We start from the raw sequence: 18,070 nt of genomic DNA on the forward strand, positions 1-18,070 counted from the left end.
ACAATTCCCGATATGAGCATTGTGCAACCGCTTATGAATAAGCGTATAAATTAAGATTCTATTGTATGAGCAGGCTGCCCTTTAGCTTAATAGAAACAAGGAGCAGCTACCGTAGTAGCTGCTCCTTGCTCTATTTAACCCGTGTAGTTTGGCAACCATTCCGTACAAGTATCTGCACGTAATTGCAGCTCATTACACAGCACCCCGGCATGGTGGAATTGTCCAGATAATGGCAACAGTATTTTTTCGTCATGCTGAAAATATTTCCCCATTGTAAAGATGGGTAATAAATAGGTTCCCTCATTATAGATGTTCAGGTTAAAGCCAGTGAAGCTAACCCAAGGAATGCTAGAAATGGGGAAAGTGCCCGGTGGTTCGTATGTTTTAGCGGCAAATTGTTTAACATTTCCGTACTTTTTTATGTCATCAAGATAACGACTGTAGAGATAGCCACAGGATGACACCACCTTTTGCTGAATACGTTTAATTGTTAGCCTTATATTTTTATTTTGGTTAACAATAGAATGTAGCTAGTTTAGCAGACATAATTTTTCCTGTAAAGATCATCACTCCAGAAATTTTTAGAATCCAATTCAAACGTTTATACTGGATAAATACGATGCAAAAGTAAATTAGCTTTGTTCGAACGGTGGATTAAGAGTAAAAAAACTAGGATAGAAACCTATTAAGACAATAAAAAAACCACTTTAGAAAGTGGTTTGAGATCATGTTTAATTTTGTTTTACAAATTGATTTTCTGACCAACACGGCCGACACTGAGCACTCTATAATTATCGAGCAAGCAGAGTCAACACATCATAATTGTCCATTAGTTCCTAACTCTCTCCAGAATGTTGTTAACCTCATCCATCCCGTGACAATAGCGCAAGGTTCCGTTTTCTTCCGCTTTATAACATGATCACTCCGCTTTTAATCATTACGCTCATCGAAAAAGTCTGATCCGGATTCCTTGAGCTAACCTCTACTTCATGATCGCCGGCAATCGCTTTAACCTCATGAGCACTCACGGTGCGTTATGTAATTATTGGGGTCATAATAAAAAGTCAAAAGGTTTTTCTGATTTCGAAGCAATTTTTTATGATAATCATGTTATTCCCATAAAATGGGGAGAAATACAGAGGTAAATGGAACCAAAAAAAGGGATACAGTTCCCTTGCTGCGTATAAAAAGAACACGCGGCAAATGAACTACCTCCCTAATTTCGAATCATACCAGCAGTGATAACTCATACATATTTATTTCCGAACGAAAAACTCTCCTGTTAGCGGAACGTCGCCCGAGTTTGGTCCGACCATTACCTCAAATTTACCCGGTTCCACAACCCAATCATGGCTTCTAGTAAGTGTACGGAGTTGTCTGTATCCCAGTGTAAGCGTGATGCGCTTTGTTTCGCCTATTTCAAGATGAATTCGCTTAAACCCTGCAAGCTCCTTGACTGGTCTGACCGTACTGCTGAATTCATCCCTAATATAAAGCTGAGCAACTTCCTCACCTGCGACATTTCCCGTATTAGTTACGTTAAACGATACATCCACTGTTCCATCCGGAGCAATTTCCCTTGCTGAAATGTCAAGATCCGAATACGCAAATGTTGTGTAACTCAGACCAAACCCGAATGGGTACAGTGGGAGCCAGTCCATTTCAACATATTTATGTCCATAGAATGGTGTGCGGTTATAGTATACAGGTAGCTGACCAACCGATCTTGGGAAAGACATCGGAATACGACCAGCAGGATTGACATCTCCGAAAATAACCTCTGCAATAGCATTTCCGCCCTGCTCGCCAACAAACCATGCCTCTATAATCGCGTGCAGATGCTCTGCCTCCCATGTGATCGACATCGGACGTCCGTTTTGGAGGACAAGAACAACAGGCGTTCCTGTTTCATAAATTCTCTTGACGAGTTCAAGTTGTCTGCCCGGAAGATTAAGGTCCGCTCTGTCCAGGTTCTCTCCACTAGTCTGATCGTTGTCACCCACCGCTACAATAGCAACATCCGCCTCTTGTGCTGCTTTAACCGCAGCGTCCATATAATCGTTGCCGAGGCTGTAACCGAGGATTACCCTTACCCCACGTGAATCATTGAGATACTCAACCTTAACATCGTACTCTTCGCCTTCGACAAATTTGAACGCAACCATCTGATTGGAGTCAAGGTCGCCCCAACCGTCAACAAGCAGCGTGCCGTCGATCCACAAACGCATGCTGTCCATGCTGCTGAGTCCAATGTAACCATCCACTGTATCGCACGGTTTAATTTTGCCTGTCCAACGAACAGTGAAGTTATCTGCGTTTACACCGTCAGCAGGTTTTGTGTAAATCCAGTTGAAGTTTATCTGTTTGTCATTTCGCACACAAACAGGATCTCCCTCAAAAGAAAGAGAATTGTAGTACTCACCTACAAGTCCGTCGTTGCCATCATTGTCCTTGAGCCATTTGCCCGGTATAGTCATTAAGTCGGACTCCAGAATTTCGCAGCCCTTGGCGTAGATAACTTCGGTCTTTTCCGAAACGATGTTTTGGATGCCTTTCAAAAGCGTAACCGCATGCTCAGGCACAACTGGGCTGCTGTAATCTCCGTAACGGGGAACATCCGCGCTTGGTCCAATCACTGCAATCTTGCCAATGTCTCTTTTGAGAGGAAGCGTATTTTTGCTGTTTTTCAACAGGCAGATCGACTTTCTTGCAACTTCGAGAGCCGTCTGTACGTGCTCCTCACTGTGCACAACTTTCGAAGAAAGTTCGATATCTGTATATGGATTTTCAAAGATTCCAACTGTAAATTTCACTGTAAGTACACGTCCAGCAGCTGTGTCTACTACTTTCTCGTCCACCTCACCTGATTTTACAAGGTCAATAATGCTGTCCTGGTATATATCATGCGGAAAGTCGTAAAGCTGCATGTCAACACCGGCTTCAAGACCCATTTTGATAGCTTCCCGATTGTTTTCAGCAACAAAGTGCATGGTATGCAGCATGGAGACAGCCGTCATATCCGCTCGTACGAAGCCCTTCATGCCCCACTTATCGCGAAGTACACCAGTAAGCAGCGAATGTTCGCTAGCTACAGGAGTGCCGTCAATAGAGTTATAGGAACACATTGTGTTCATTGCACCCGCTTGAAAAGCAGCCTCAAATACAGGCAGACAGTAAAATGCATTATCATGATGCCCCATCATGGCCGGAGCACAATTGTGTCCTCCCCTAGGAGCACCGTATCCTGTAAAGTGTTTGGGTTCCGACACTACGGCATCGGGTCTTGTAAGGTCATCCGTTTGAAGCCCTCTTACCATGTTCTCCGCGAACATAGACCCTAGATAAGGATCCTCTCCGTATCCTTCTTCCACTCGTCCCCATCGGATTTCCCTAGCTAGATCGAGAACAGGTGCCCAAACCTCATGTATACCAAAGCTGCGCGCTTCGGAAGCGATGACTCTCGCTTGTTTATATCCGAGTTCTGGCTCAAATGTTGATGCGAGTGCGACCTGCTGAGGGAGCACTGTACAGCCTTTCCACCCAAAACCGTGAAGTCCCTCTTCACTAAAGAGTACCGGAATCCCCCATCTTGAATTTTGGATGATATACTCCTGAATTTTATTAGCAGTCTCCGCTTTGGAATTTCGGTTTTGGATGCATCCGATTCCAATTCCAGCAGATACCTTTTCCATTTTTTCGTAGTTAAGCAAATCTGCATTTAAGCCTTCTACTGAATCGGAAATTTCATTTCCAGAATAAATATCAAGCTGTCTTACCTTTTCTTCAAGTGACATTCTCGATATAAGGTCCGCAACTCTTTCTTCAATAGGCAAGCTTGCATTCATATAAGGGTAATGTTGTAAGTCTTTTCTTGTGCTCATTGTTTTCTCCTTTTAGCTCTCTGAGTGCTTGATTCTTTCATTTGTTGGCTAAAGTATCTGTCAAACTTCAAGTGAACAAGATCACAAGCCTGAATGGCCATATTGCCCAGCCTGGAATAAGATCATAGCTGTATACCGAATTTCATAATTAAGGTTTTTTTCGTTGTCCTGAAGTTGAAACAACTTCTCCAGACTCTAAACTATCAGTCTATTAGTAAAAGCATATTCTTAGATGATAAACTCCCAAACCATATTAGTATTTGAACTAACAAGACTTAATTTTGCACTATGTGGACATGAATGGATAATCGGAGATACGGAAGCAATAGCGAACCATTAGAGTTTCGGAAATCGGCGTACTCAGAAAAAACAACCGTTCCCCTATTATGTATAGGAAAACGGTCGCCCTTGAAGTCGAAGGCCGTCAACTTTGCACTTTGATTCGCATATACGATCCGACTATTGTCATCAGAGATGATGACACCATACTCCTGAGCTAAATCGGTAATGTTTTTGAAAAAACTGCTCTCATTAATTCGTATATAAACAATATTCGTGTAGCGCTCTTTTAGATTACCTGGGAATTTATGGACTACAAACAGTTCGTTATTCTCATATTTCCATAGTGGTTCTATCCCCTTGATAGCTTCGTTATACCATGGCTCCTCACTAACACGTTTGTGTGAGACTACTAAATCGCCGAATTCCGGCACAGTGCTCTGGGTGTAAAAGGTTATTTTCTGAATATCCTTGTCAAGGTTCATCATCATAATAAAATACGGATCTAAGAAATCATTCAAATCCCGCGAAAGATTGACTAAGTCGATATAATCATTGGCTACGATCTTCTGAAACATCTTAGTGAATACGATCGATCGAATCGCATGATTGTAGCGTTCAACCGAATTGTCAATACTCTGAGTAACGGTATTTACATTCTTATCAATCCCTTGCAGTGCCTGCAACTTCAACATGTCCTTTGATTGATTGTAGGCGTATATGCCAAGCACCATAATAGGAATGATAATAACGATTAAATAGGAAAGAAATAGTTTTTGATTAAACCGTAAACGATTGAACAATCCATAGATCAGCCGTTTCATAGGTTATGCCTCTTCTCTGCACTTGGAAGGCGTTCGACCAAAATGATTTTTGAATAACGAGCTGAAGTAGGAAAAGTTGCTATAACCAACATCATGGCTGATATCGATAATTTTACGGTTGGTTGTTATAAGCAGTTCCTTTGCCCTTTCCATTCGGTGCAAGGTCATGAACTTATTGAGACTTATCCCTTTCTGTTTCTTGAATAAATGGCTCAAATAACTAGGAGATAATAAACCCGCTCCGCCAATAACTCCAACGACAAGTCTGACTGGTATTCGTTCTCGATTATTCGGACGACTTCATCGATCGCTTTGGAGGTCGCTTCCGAATTCGTTTCGCAGGAAGACTCGTTTGCCTTTAAAATTCTCAGTACTACTTTACGCAAATCACTCAGCTTTACCGTTTTATAGATGTCCTCCAAACTATGCTTGAATCTATCATTATTCTTTGTTATAGAAGCATTGAATGTAGCTTTGACAATTTCGGTGCACACATATTTTACATAGATAACCGTAAAATGCTCCCTGTGTTGCAAAGCATCAAATAGTTGCTCGACATGCAGTTGCGCGATATCGTATCGATTGTGCTGAATGTTTTGCTTCAATTCCGTTAGCACATCATTTACTCCTGCCGCCATATCGCCCGTAACAAATGACGTGCGGTTCGCAAGCATCACCGTACCCTCATCGAAAAAGAACTTGTTTTCCAGCATCGTTTACATCTCGTGAAATTGTTTGTGGAGCTGCTTCGCATCATCCATCAATCCGCTGATCACAACACAGATATCATTATCGTACATATCCTGGAATATCCGGGTCAATTGCTGGCCAAGCTCTGTTATAGCTTCCAGCGACTCGTCGGGGGCTGTTTCCAAGAGTAGCAACGCTTGAAATGTTTTTAGCGAATTTGAGTATCAGCTTGCGTCTGCGCATCCTTCAGGACGGTATCTACATCTTTCCCGCCAAAATAAGCTTGCAATGCAACAACGATAATATCCTCAATGGCGTAAGTGTTCGTGCCATAGTTGACGGTAGGAATCTTAGCAGTCCATGTTGCAAAATCAGATACGATTTTTTGGCCTTGAAAATATTCGTCTGCCGCAGAGTAAGCTTCTCCACTTGCCGCAGCCTTTAGGGTTCCAATAACTCCAATCTTTGTATTTAGAGACTGATAGAGTTCAGTGTCGGAAGCAAATGTCTTTCCGAGAAACTCGGCAGCAGCTTCTTTACCCTCCACATTCATTACATACCAAGAGCTGCCGCCAAGACTTGATGCATGGACGGAGCCTTTTGTTACTGCAAGCTTAGGAAGCGGAGCTACTGCCCACTTTTGTGACTGAGAAGCTTCAGCTTTAATTGAAGGGGTAATCCAGTTACCGGTAGGTACGCTGGCGACTTCACCATGATTGAATGCACCAACAAATTGGCTCCAATCCGATATCACCTTCACAATGCCGGAATCCAGCATTTCTTTATACAATTCAATCGCCTCTTTTAAAGCGGCATTGTCTGCAATGATCGGAGTCTTGCCATCCTCAGCCGTATACCATTGCCCCGCAGATTGCATCATCATGCGAATAAGTCCAAGATCGTTAGGGTCAAGGGTGAGCATGCTTTTGCCGGTCTTCTCTTTTACAGCTTTACCGATCTCGATATACTGCTTCCAGTCGATTTCTTCCATATCAGCTAAGCTATAGCCCGCTTGCTCCAAATAATCTGTCCGTACATACATTCCGGTTACACCTGAATCAAATGGCACGCCGTATTGCTTGCCATCTGCACTGGTCGGATCAATCTTATAATCAGCGAAATTTTCGACTTTTACGGCGTCTGTCAATTCATAAAACGAATTCGGATACGCTTGTAAAAAGCTCTGAGCTCGATAATCCTCGATCAATACGATGTTAGGCAAACCTTTCGTAGAACCTGAATTCAACACGGTGTTCAGCTTTTGAACGATATCAGCCTGCGCGTTTTCCACGATGTTGATCATGACATCCGAATGAACCTGTGAATATGCTTCCTTTGCTACCCCCATGGCGGCAATGTTAAACGCCGGGTCCCACGCCCAAACTGTAATCTCTTTCGGGTTGGAAGTGCCTCCATCGCCCGAGCTTGTTAGGCTGCCTTTCGTTCCACCAGACGAACATGCCGTCAAGAGAATAACGCCAGCAAGCAGAACGAAAACTAATTTTTTCAATAAATAATCCCCCTTGTAAAATAAAAAAGATGAAAGCGTTTTCCAATAACGCATCCATCTTAACACTTTGTATTCATTTTCTTTTGTATTTTCTTTGTTAGCTTTGGTGCTATTATTAGTTCGTTTATTCACTTTTCATGACGTCTCTAGCACATTCTTTTGTTGTTTAGCACATTCTTTATTTATTAATTAATGGAATGTTAATTTTGATTTTAGTACCTTCTCCCTGTTTGCTTGTTATGTTAATCCCATAATTCTCCCCGTACATTAATTTAATTCTGTCGTCAACATTATGTATGCCGATGCCGGAGAAAAATTGGCGTTTTCTCTTCGGCGTACGTATCTGCTCCACTTTCAGCTGCTTTTGCTCTATATCCATACCGTCTCCGTTATCCACGACCTCGCATACTAGTTGGTCCTCGTGCACGGCTATCATGATCAAAATACTTCCTTGTTCTTTAATGTTGAATCCGTGAAAGAATGCGTTTTCGATAAAAGGCTGGAGAATGAGCTTCGGTATGTGGTAATCCAAGCTGTCAGGCTCCACAAAATAATTCACGCGTATCTTCTCACTGTACCGTACATGATTGATATAGACATAATGCTTCATTGTCTCCAGTTCCTGACAAACAGGAATAGTGGACTCTACATCACTAACTGTATTTTGCAGGAGAGAGATAAGTGCATTAATCGTACCTGCTGCTTTTTCCTTATTGCCTTGCAGCACCAAAAACTTTATTGATGCCAGCGTATTGTATAGAAAGTGCGGATTGATTTGCATTTGAAGTGCGGCCAGCTCTGCATTACGCACTTGCTTTTGGGTTTCCAACAGCCGATCTACATAATCATGCAGTGCATCAAGCATATAATTAAAAGCGTTGCCCAGCTCTTTAACTTCATAACTGCTAGTAGCGATATCGATATGATTATCGAATCCACTCGTTGGAATATGCGACATCTGTTTAACGAGTACACGCAGGGACTTCGTCATTTTTCGGGTAATTAAAAATACGATAATAAGGGAAATCGCCACGATGACCATAATTGTCAACGTCACCGCTTCAGCATTCACCATCTGTCCGGTCACGGCTTTCTTGTCAATTAGATTTACCAGATAAAAATCAAACTCCGGCAAATATTCAGAAAACACAATTCGTTCATTACCCATGACATAGGCAGATCCTTCATCTTCTTCTCCGAGCTGCTGAGCTGCTACTTCTGTATATAACGGCTTATCCATTAGCCCAATCCGCTCGCTCCGATTGCTGGACACTATCAATCCGTTTTTATTTATCAACAACACGTCATTGCCTTCACTCGTAAAGTTAGCATAAAAAGATCTGAAATTGCGATCACGAATCGCAACATACAAGGTGCCGTAAAAACTACTTGTCTGTTGATCAAATAAAGCTTTGGAAGCCACAAGCACTTGCTCTTTCGCAATGCCTTTGTTGTCACCAGCTGGATAGAGCTGATACAGGATTTGCGCAGATTGCTCATTTGTTGCTTTCATAACGGTGTGGTTTTTCATTTCCTCGGCGAAAGTGGACCAATAATAAGCATCTGTTGAATAACTCCGACCATTCACGCCTATGATCATAATCCCAACGTCATAAGCGCTAAAGTTGGACCGAATCGCCTTCATGCCTTCTGTCATATGGTATGTTTCGGTGGCAAGTGATACTGCATCCGTCTCTTGCCCAGATAAATAGTTTCGGATGGAGGCATTTTGAGCTATCATCGCTGCTCCAGTAGCTACCGTGTAGTTGTAAGACTCAAGGTTGGTCTTCATCTGGTTCAGCAGCTTGCTGTTAGTAATGCTGAACGTTTGAAAAAATAATTTTTCCGACATGCTGATCGTTATAGCTAGAGTTATTAGCGATACGGTAACGATGCTAATGAGCGTGACGAGAAACAACTTGAGGAACAAGCCCTGCTTTTTCAGCTTTAATGCAGCATTTCTTATCATGACTCCTTTATCTCCTCCGAGAATTGTTTCCGATACTGGCTTGGCGATATGCCGGTATGCTTTTTAAACACCTTTGTGAAATAGCTCTGGTCCGAATAGCCTACATTTGCACTGATTTCGGATATCGATTCTCCCGTCGTCAAGAGAAGCTCCATCGCTTTTTCCAGCCGGACTTTGTTCAGGTATTCACTGAAACCTTCCTCATTATGAGTAGCGAAAAAACTAGACAGATACGAAGCATTGAAATGAAACTGCCTCGCCACTCCGGTCAGCGTGATCGGATCAGCGTAATGCTCATGAATATATTCAAGCAGATTTGATATATTCGGATTAAATAATGAGTTCGCCTTGCGAATCACATGTTCTGCCTCATGTATGAATGCTTCAGCAAGAGCAATTGCGTCTTTGGCATACCTAGCTTCATCAATTTTTCGGAAGTAGTCATATTTAGCGTCTTCTCCCCCAGGGGTTTCATACTTCATTTTCCCAAGTGTTGTCGTCACGTTAAATATGAAGTTCCCCAAAAACGATTTGAATTCAAAAATTTCGGTGCGATAGTCCTTTGACCACAGATGCACAAATTCCAGAAAGCTCGTAAACGCCTTCTGGAATTGCTTTCGTCGCAGCTGTTCCGATAATTCGGCCATGTCGTATTCTTGATACGCATCCGAGAGTCCCGGTAAATGATCATTTTCAATCAGGCTTCGTGTCGGCAGGTAAAAGCTATATCTTGTAAGCTTCAAGTAATTGTTCCGATAAATCTCTCCAAGGCAGTTAAAATCCTCGAAGCTTTGACTAAGTACGAATTGGGTACCGCTCTTAATCTCTGTCATTTCTGAGACGAGGCACCTGAGCTCCATGACCATTTCGACCCATTGCTCTGGATTCACATTGATTAAGAAAAGAATAAAATCGTTGTCAAACTTCAGCTGCATATAGGCTGCTTTGTCCTTGCTGAGCTTACGCAGCCCTCTATCTATTCGGCTTGCGAAAGTCACCTTTTCATCAGAATCTTTAATATGGTTCATGTCCGTACCGAAAAATGCATAGCGTCTGTGTGGAAACTTCGAACGCACCAACCCAGGTTCTTGCGAAGCCTCGTATCCGCTCATTAGCTTCTCGATTATTCGTGTAAGCTGTTTTTCCTCCATATCAATTCCTTGATCGCCCATCTGCGTCCCAACCATTTTGGCAGTTGTTTTATTTAAGATCGATAACAGGTATTCAGCTTCCAACTTCGGCTTTAGGATATAGTCCGCTACTCCGCTCTGAAATGTGGAGCGAACGTAGCCGTATTCACTGAAGCTGCTTAAGACGATTACCTCAATATGAGGGTAATTCTCCTTCACCCGCTTAACAAATTCCTCACCGTCCATAACTGGCATCACGATGTCTGTTAGAATGACATGAGGGTTGACCTCATCAACCAAATCCAAAGCTTCAAGACCATTCGAAGCCTCAGCGACGATTCGGTATCCCTCCTGTTCCCAATCTAGAAGGTGCTTAATTCCTTGTCTAACAAGCATTTCGTCATCTACAATCATTATCTTATATATTGGTTTCATTTCTGCCCCCTTGCAGCTTTTCAACCTATAATTAATACGCTACGATTTGATTTCAATCTAAAAAACCCTGAAAATTACCAGGGTAATTCATTTTTGGTCTTTCATTCAAATACAGTCCTCTACTCTTGGTAATTGTTATAAGTGTAGAGGAATATCACAGATTCATCCATGTATGCTTGTATTCACTTCATGTATAATTGTACACACCACTCGTGAAATTTAATGAAAATATTGGTAATATAATGTATATAAGTACAATGTTAGGAGTGTCGTGAGTTGTAGACTGGCCAATCTTTATCATTCAGGAGGTTTTTGCCAAACACAGCATCATTTTCTTCGAAGCAATTTTTGATATCGCTTACAATCAGTGTCTTGCGAATAACCACTTATTAACAATACACCTTAATCAGTCTGCAAATTGAGCTCTATCTTCTCATACGTTTGGTTAAAAACACGTAGTCAGCTCACATGATGAGCTGACTACGTGTCATTCTTTATTGATTACGAATTAATCAGCTTAACAAAGCTCAATGCTCGCTTCAGCATGACTGCTGTCTGAGCACGGCTTGCTGTATCTTTAGGCGCAATCGTGGTTTCCGATTTGCCATTCATAATACCGGCATTTATTACGGCTTGAACCGCTTCACGGGCAAAGCCCGATAGCTGGTCTTGATCAGCAAATGCAGCTAACGAAGTGCTTGATGAATTCGATCCAACACTTGTATCACCTTGAACGAGCTGAACAGCTTTCATAATCATAACTGCCATTTGCTCTCTAGTGATGAATGCGTCAGGATTGAACTTGTTGTTGCCTACTCCTTGTACTAACCCGTGCTGAACTGCTGTACTTACATCTGCGGCATACCATTTAGCAGCTGCTACATCGTCAAATGCCTGCTCAGCGCCATTGTTATTCAAGCCCAAGCTTCTTACTAGCAGTGATGCGAATTCTGCACGTGTCACTTTTCCTTCCGGATCATAGACATGATTCGTTTTCCCATTCACGATCAGCTTAGAAGCGAGCGCTTCTACATCCTTCTGAGCCCAGTGTCCGATCATATCGTCGAATGTTTTCTTGCCTTCAATGATGACATATATGCCATTCGAGTTATTTTTGATCGTTGCCACAGTTTTACCATCCATAACGGTAAACACCGCTGGTACAAATCGAATGGCTCCCGTTTCAGGATCATATGATACGACCGTTGCTTCATTCAAATTGCGAATTACTTTGTCTACGGTTAAAGTACGCTCAATATAACCGATGGAATGATTATCGTATTCCGCATCTTTCGTTTTCAGCGTTGCTTTATAGTCGATAATATCGCTTATACGCTTCATTCCATTGCCGGATAGGGCTGCATCCAATTGCTGCAACTTATCTTCGTTCGCTTTCACCATGCTTACAATTAACACAGCGTCGGCATCTACTTTACCTTTCATATCCTTGCTGTTTAATATAGACACCGGCCATTCGTAGCTTCCAAACTTGCTGCGGATCGACAAGGTCGAATCCGGCTTGTTCGCGGCTAATCCACTCAAAGCGTCCAAAGGAATCCTCACTTCATATCGTGTGTAATTTCCAGGAACATCAATCGTTAAAATGGTACCGGCTTGTTCCGCTTTTAAAAACTCCGCTGCCTTTTTGGCAAGTTGATTGCGATCAAGCGAAGCCGTCAAGCTATCTAGCGCGGAATCAAACGTAAGCTCGGATTTCATCGGTTCGTATAAAGCTGGGTTTTCGACGGCCGGTTCTTTAGTACCACCGCCGTTACCACTACCACCGTTGTTTCCTCCGTCGGAAGTTTGATTAGTAATATCAATCGCTTTTTCACCTCGAACCTCTGATCCGTCCGTTGCAGTTGCGACTACTTTTACTACGCCGTCCTTCACCGCAGTTAACCATCCGTTTTGATCGATCGTTGCTTTGTCCGTTGCTGTTACGCCATCTGACTCATAGACAGTCCAAGCTACCTTCTTATTGGAAGCGTTCGTTGGCAATAGCTCTGCCGTCAACTTCAGGCTGCCGCCCTTCACATCAATTGCCGCTTTGCCACTTGCGCTAGTCAGGCTGATCGATTCTACCAACACATTCGTAGATTCAGACTCCCACTTCGCATATAAAGTGATATCTTGTTCTGCTACTTTATCCGTTGCAAAATTCCATTGTTCCATCAATGCTTCATCTTTGTACCAGCCAACGAACACGTAGTCTGCTTTTGTTGGTGCTGTTGGTTCAGAAAGTACGGAGCCTGGTTTGGCTTTAATACTTGCTACTTCGCTGCCGCCGTTACTATTAAAAGTAACAGAAATATCTTCAACTTCAGATTGATTCGTGATGACAATCACGATCTCACCTTGAACCTTTGAACCGTCCGCTGCTGTAGCGATTACTTTTACAGCGCCATCCTTCACGGCAGTCAACAATCCGTTTTGATCGATTGTTGCTTTGTCTGTTGCCGTTACTTCATCTGACTCATAGACAGTCCAAGCAACCTTCTTGTTGGAAGCGTTCGTTGGCAATAGCTCTGCCGTCAGCTTCAGGCTGCCGCCCTTCACATCTATTGCTGTATTGCCAACCGCGCTAGTCAGGCTGATCGATTCTACCAACACATTCGTAGATTCAGATTCCCATTTCGCATATAAGGTGATATCTTGTTCTGCTACTTTATCCGTTGCAAAATTCCATTGTTCATTCAAAGCTTCGTCTTTGTACCAGCCGATGAAAATGTATCCTTCTTTTATCGGCGCTGATGGTTCAGAAATCGGTGAATCAGGGTTTGCTTCAATGCTAGCTACACCACTACCACCATTACTATTGAATGTTACAGTGTACTTTTCTATTTGCGCTTCTCCAAATTGTGAGTAATCCCATTCCGATTGCCAATTCATTGAAATGCGTTTATTCTCACTGTCCAAGTGTATTGGGGACCAAATGTATCTGGAGTCACTCAAGTTTCCAGGATTCCAACGATCTGCCATAAAGATAAATTTATCTCTTACAATATTTCCGTTTTTATCTCTGTATGGCAGTACAAAAGTACTTTGACTCTCATGAGTAGTTCCTTTCCAATCATCCCAGAATGGATCGCCTTTATCTTCCCACCACCATGTTAATGGATGTCCTGTAATATGATATTTAGCAGGATTTGGGTTCCAGCCTGTTAAACCAGATGTTATTGAATAATACGTATCATCTTGTTTAAATAATGTTGGAGCTTCTCTACCATTGCTATGAGCTTTCGCCCAAATCGCATTTCCATGTTCCTCACGAGCTGGTTGTGTATAAGTATCATCCAGTTTTAGAACGATGGTAGTCCCATTTCCTTCGGATGAATAGATCAAATATGCTGTTTTATCCTCATCAACATAAAGGGTCATATCGCGGAGCATACCATCTCCTTCACCCCTTTTGTCAGGATCCCATCCATCATTTGGCATTCTCTCAATATCAAGCACTTTAAACGGACCAATCGGTGATTTACTTACAGCTACACCACCTGATGCTGTCCAATATTTACCCGACATTGGACCGTCATGATGCCACCACATTACATAATTATCATATTTCTCGTTGTAAACAACTTTTGGTCGTTCCACAACTTTATCCCAATTGAACAGCCCGTATAATCTTTGTTTCTCTTCGATAGAAGTATCTTTATACAGTGCATTCAAATCGGCAATTTGTTCCCGTGTATTATGTTTTTTAAGTGTTTGAACTGGTGATTTCATGTTACCAGCGAAATTATAAAAACGTTTTTCCACTCCATTTTCCGGAATGAAATTCCAATCATCAAGCTTCCCATAATTTTGTTCTTGTCGCCAAGACTCGAATCCTACTCCCGATTCCTTATACAATTCATCATCTTCATGAATATACATTGGAATGTCAGAAGCATCCGTCAATCCATCGTGTGTTCTATCTCCAAGAGACGGATTATTAAATACTGGCAATACAACACCTTCATTTTTCCAATTATAAAGGTCAGTAGATGAGTAAGCATGTACACCAGTCATCGGAACATAACCAGCACCCATGTTCGATTCCGTTTTATCTTCTCCGTACCAATAGTATTTTTTAGTGTTTTCGTCATATATAATACCTCCGCCATGCGCCTGAATGGGCACACCCTCAGTATCTAGCCACACTTCACCATTTTTGATTGAGCTTACATGACCAAGATTAGAATAGAAATTATAATATTCATTAAGCCAGTAATTATAATGTTCTAATGATTCTAACGTTAGATGTTCTGTATCTTCGAGTTCATTTAAATAATTGTCCATAATATTTCTTACGTATGGAACCATATCTTCGTAAAGAGTAACCAACTTTTCCTTAGCAATTTGAACTATACTCGTATCAATGTCCGCAACATACTTTTGATAAACAGCCAAATCGCCAATCGATAAAGTAGAGCTGTTGCCGCCAGTTTTGATAACTTGAATAGCTACGTAACGTGCATTTTTTGAGGTGAAGGTTGCGGATTGATCATAATCTTTTCCTGTATCAAGACCGCCGACGGCTGCCAACTCAAAATGTTGATTTAATTCACTTTGTGTACCTGTCAATTCAACGTTTGACAAATCTTTATCGCTTGTATAAATTTTGAATTGTTTAATACGACCGTTTTCTTTATCTTTACCTTGTCTCGGTGTGTAGAGGATTTGACTTATATCTTTTCTACTTTTATTCAAGTCAAGAACGATATAGTCGCCTGCTTGGTATTTACGGCCCCAATCTTCCCAATTCGTTTCATAAAATGTATCTCGATTACCATCTAACATGCTTTCTATAGGTGTGCTCCAGTGTGCTTCTGGGGCGTATTTCACTGTGATCCCTTCAACGAGGAAACTATCTCTCTGCAAATTAACCATTTCATCATTAATTTGATTAGTCGTACGATTCATTTCTTCTTGCGTGGATGAATCCGATCTCATTAATGCATTGCCGGCATCAACATACTGTTTCAAAAGCTCTAATAGATTTTCATCTTTATTCGAAGTTGCAATAAATTGTTCAGCATCTGTTATTGCTTTATCAAGTTGCTCTGAATTTAGTTTAAAATTTGAATCCCTGTACAAATTGATTTCAGCAGCAGATGCAAACTGTGTGCCAGCATCACTTTGCGATGCTAGTGCTTTGAATTTAATATGAGTCGCATCGACGGGAGTAAAGGTTGCTGTTTTTATTGCTTTGTTAGCATCCCATGTTCCTTCTGCAATTTTATTAAAATTCACACCGTCAATACTTGCTTCAATTTCAAACTTAGTAACTGTACCATTCGTATCTGTGTCTTGTCTTGGTGTATATTCCAGTTTGTTAATACCTTTGTACAGTTTGCCTAATTCATAAGTAATAGAGTGCGGTGGATCTTGATAGCCATCGCCCCATGGCGTATGCCATTTTGTATTTACATCACCGTCTATGGTAAGCTCCGGACCTTCTCCAGATTGTGCGCTACTCGCCGAAGCTCTCATCAACTGTTGTGGTATAACACCTATAACACCATCAGACAACATTGCCTTGAATTTGAGGCTGATTTCAACAATTGCATCAGATATTTGTTCATTGCTGCCAGATTGAAGCGCATCGTCAGCTTTTGTAATTAGCGCTTCCAACTCTTCAATATCCGGGTTATCTTCATTCAAGGTTGCTTTATGTTGTTCAATACTTACCTTTAAATCATTTAATATCTGTGTAACGTCTGCTTCTTGGCCTTCGACGTACTGAGCGTTTTTGATAACAAAAGTTGTAATTGATTTTCCTTCCACATTTGCATAAAGCTTAGTTCCTAAAACTTCTAATTTACCTTCCTGTAAATCTTTTTCTGAAGTTGTCACATAAGTGGATACTTCACTTCCAGGCTTTACAAACTTGGAAAGATCAAATGACAATTGTCTGCTGCCTTGATCCGGGTTGCGATAGACGATAACCGTTTCCCCTGTCCCTTCGTTATAAGCCGTTAGTGTCTTTCCATCACCATCGCTATTCTCAAAAAATTTCGAGCCTTGCGGAATGAATTTACTAAATTGCGCCATCGCGTAATATTTTTTCGTATACCACCATTGTTCAGTATCAAAATCAGCATGAATCAGACCCCAGTTCATATTCTCCTTGTCTGATTGCATATTTTGTTCGCTTTCAATAGCTTGCCAAATTACCCATGCCTGCGGTTCAAACCATTTAATATCCACCATAATTTGATCAGCCAGCGCTAATGCTGGTTCGATATCATCATGATTATGAGCAATACCGCCTGGTCCTAAATCAACTTCTGACATCCATAGCTTTTTATTTTCCTGTTCGGCAAGCTGACGAACCTCATATCTTTTTGAACCTCCATACGCATGAACGTTCATTTGAGAAATGCTGTTTTTTGCATCGTCATTATAATGGCTCCAATTTTCTAGGTAAGTATCGATCACTGATTCTTCCATTGCTGAAATGCCAACATTATTCAATCCTTTTTCATTCAGCTTTTGCCGAGCTTCCCAAATAATCCATGACTGCGCCCATGGATCCCAATGCGAGCCTTCCTGACGATTGAATGCACCCCAGTAATTTGTATTGGGCTCGTTAATTGGCGAAAGAGTATCGAACTCTATTCCAAAATCATCTTTATAATGTTTGACTACCTCTGCTAAATATTCCGCGAAATCATCATAATAATCTTCTTTTAAGTTATTCTCCCAAGCATTATGATTACCAGCAGTACAACCACTGTGGGTCATATAGTATGGTGCGGAATTGGAAAACGCTTCCATAATTAATTCTGGTTTACGTTTCATTGCTTCCTGCAACCACCAACGCTGTTTTTCATCACGGTTAATATCAAAATGACCCTCTTCTGTTGAAAAGCCTTGAATATCAGCGCCTTCACGCATATGATTGTGAGTCGGATCATCGCCACCGCCAATGTTGTAGCGGGCAATATTATAATTAAGTCCCTCTTTGCCATATAATGCATCCACCAAATCATTTTTCGCTTGCTCGTTTTCCCAGCCGCCAGTAGCATTAGCAAACCATATTAATGAAGTTCCCCAACCATCCCATACTTTCTTCATCTTGTCTGGACTTAACTTAATTTCAGTTGCACTTGGTGCTGCCGAGACAGCATTCGGTAAGCCAACAAACATCGATCCTACTAGCGAAAATGCCAAGCAGGACACCAACATTTTTTTTGCACGTTTTTTAATACCCAATTTCAACCCTCCCAAAAATAGTAGCATCCTAAAGCATCACTTTTTTTATAAATCCTCTGTTACCTAAAGGAATGTATGCCTTTAATAGCCATGGCAATCGCCAAGGCTGCACGTGATAAACATTCCTTTGAATCATCATGTACTTG

General features: G+C 41.6%; 10 protein-coding genes. All 10 read right to left on the reverse strand.

Translation table 11 applies throughout. The features are described 5' to 3' along the window. Positions 1-134 precede the first annotated feature (134 nt). Positions 135-467 (reverse strand): CatA-like O-acetyltransferase, encoded by a 333-nt coding sequence (locus AC1DOV_RS06990; protein WP_477549540.1) that lies wholly within the window; start codon positions 465-467, stop codon positions 135-137. 789 nt (positions 468-1,256) lie between these two features. Then, positions 1,257-3,881, reverse strand: coding sequence for a glycoside hydrolase family 3 protein (locus tag AC1DOV_RS06995; RefSeq protein WP_477549541.1), 2,625 nt, complete (start codon positions 3,879-3,881; stop codon positions 1,257-1,259). Between the two features lie 275 nt (positions 3,882-4,156). Continuing rightward, positions 4,157-4,984 carry a hypothetical protein gene (locus AC1DOV_RS07000; RefSeq protein WP_477549542.1) on the reverse strand — a complete coding sequence of 276 codons (828 nt, stop codon included), beginning with the start codon at positions 4,982-4,984 and terminating at the stop codon, positions 4,157-4,159. 3 nt (positions 4,985-4,987) lie between these two features. Next, complete coding sequence (locus AC1DOV_RS07005; RefSeq protein WP_477549543.1) at positions 4,988-5,200, reverse strand: helix-turn-helix transcriptional regulator; 213 nt, start codon at positions 5,198-5,200, stop codon at positions 4,988-4,990. Next, positions 5,197-5,697, reverse strand: coding sequence for a hypothetical protein (locus tag AC1DOV_RS07010; protein WP_477549544.1), 501 nt, complete (start codon positions 5,695-5,697; stop codon positions 5,197-5,199). Before AC1DOV_RS07010 ends, AC1DOV_RS07005 begins: the two co-directional genes overlap by 4 nt. 3 nt (positions 5,698-5,700) lie before the next feature. Continuing rightward, a complete protein-coding gene (locus tag AC1DOV_RS07015) occupies positions 5,701-5,859 on the reverse strand; it encodes a hypothetical protein (RefSeq protein WP_441874874.1) in 159 nt (52 codons plus the stop codon). Between the two features lie 23 nt (positions 5,860-5,882). Beyond that, the gene (locus tag AC1DOV_RS07020) at positions 5,883-7,184 is read right to left on the reverse strand and encodes an ABC transporter substrate-binding protein (protein ID WP_477549545.1); all 1,302 of its coding nucleotides are present in this window, start codon (positions 7,182-7,184) and stop codon (positions 5,883-5,885) included. 178 nt (positions 7,185-7,362) lie between these two features. Further along, complete coding sequence (locus tag AC1DOV_RS07025) at positions 7,363-9,153, reverse strand: cache domain-containing sensor histidine kinase (protein WP_477549546.1); 1,791 nt, start codon at positions 9,151-9,153, stop codon at positions 7,363-7,365. Next, positions 9,150-10,718: a response regulator transcription factor gene (locus tag AC1DOV_RS07030; protein ID WP_477549547.1), complete on the reverse strand. Its 1,569-nt coding sequence runs from the start codon at positions 10,716-10,718 to the stop codon at positions 9,150-9,152. Before AC1DOV_RS07030 ends, AC1DOV_RS07025 begins: the two co-directional genes overlap by 4 nt. A gap of 501 nt (positions 10,719-11,219) precedes the next feature. Beyond that, on the reverse strand, positions 11,220-17,924 hold the full coding sequence (locus AC1DOV_RS07035; protein WP_477549548.1) for an InlB B-repeat-containing protein: 6,705 nt from the start codon (positions 17,922-17,924) through the stop codon (positions 11,220-11,222). Between the last annotated feature and the right edge of the window lie 146 nt (positions 17,925-18,070).

This window comes from Paenibacillus sp. 01T47, assembly GCF_056398245.1.

Coding starts and splice junctions, on each gene's coding strand:
- AC1DOV_RS06995 (WP_477549541.1), bottom strand. CDS start 3,881: ATGAGCACAAGAAAAGACTTACAACATTACCCTTATATGAATGCAAGC.
- AC1DOV_RS07000 (WP_477549542.1), bottom strand. CDS start 4,984: ATGAAACGGCTGATCTATGGATTGTTCAATCGTTTACGGTTTAATCAA.
- AC1DOV_RS07010 (WP_477549544.1), bottom strand. CDS start 5,697: ATGCTGGAAAACAAGTTCTTTTTCGATGAGGGTACGGTGATGCTTGCG.
- AC1DOV_RS07025 (WP_477549546.1), bottom strand. CDS start 9,153: ATGATAAGAAATGCTGCATTAAAGCTGAAAAAGCAGGGCTTGTTCCTC.
- AC1DOV_RS07030 (WP_477549547.1), bottom strand. CDS start 10,718: ATGAAACCAATATATAAGATAATGATTGTAGATGACGAAATGCTTGTT.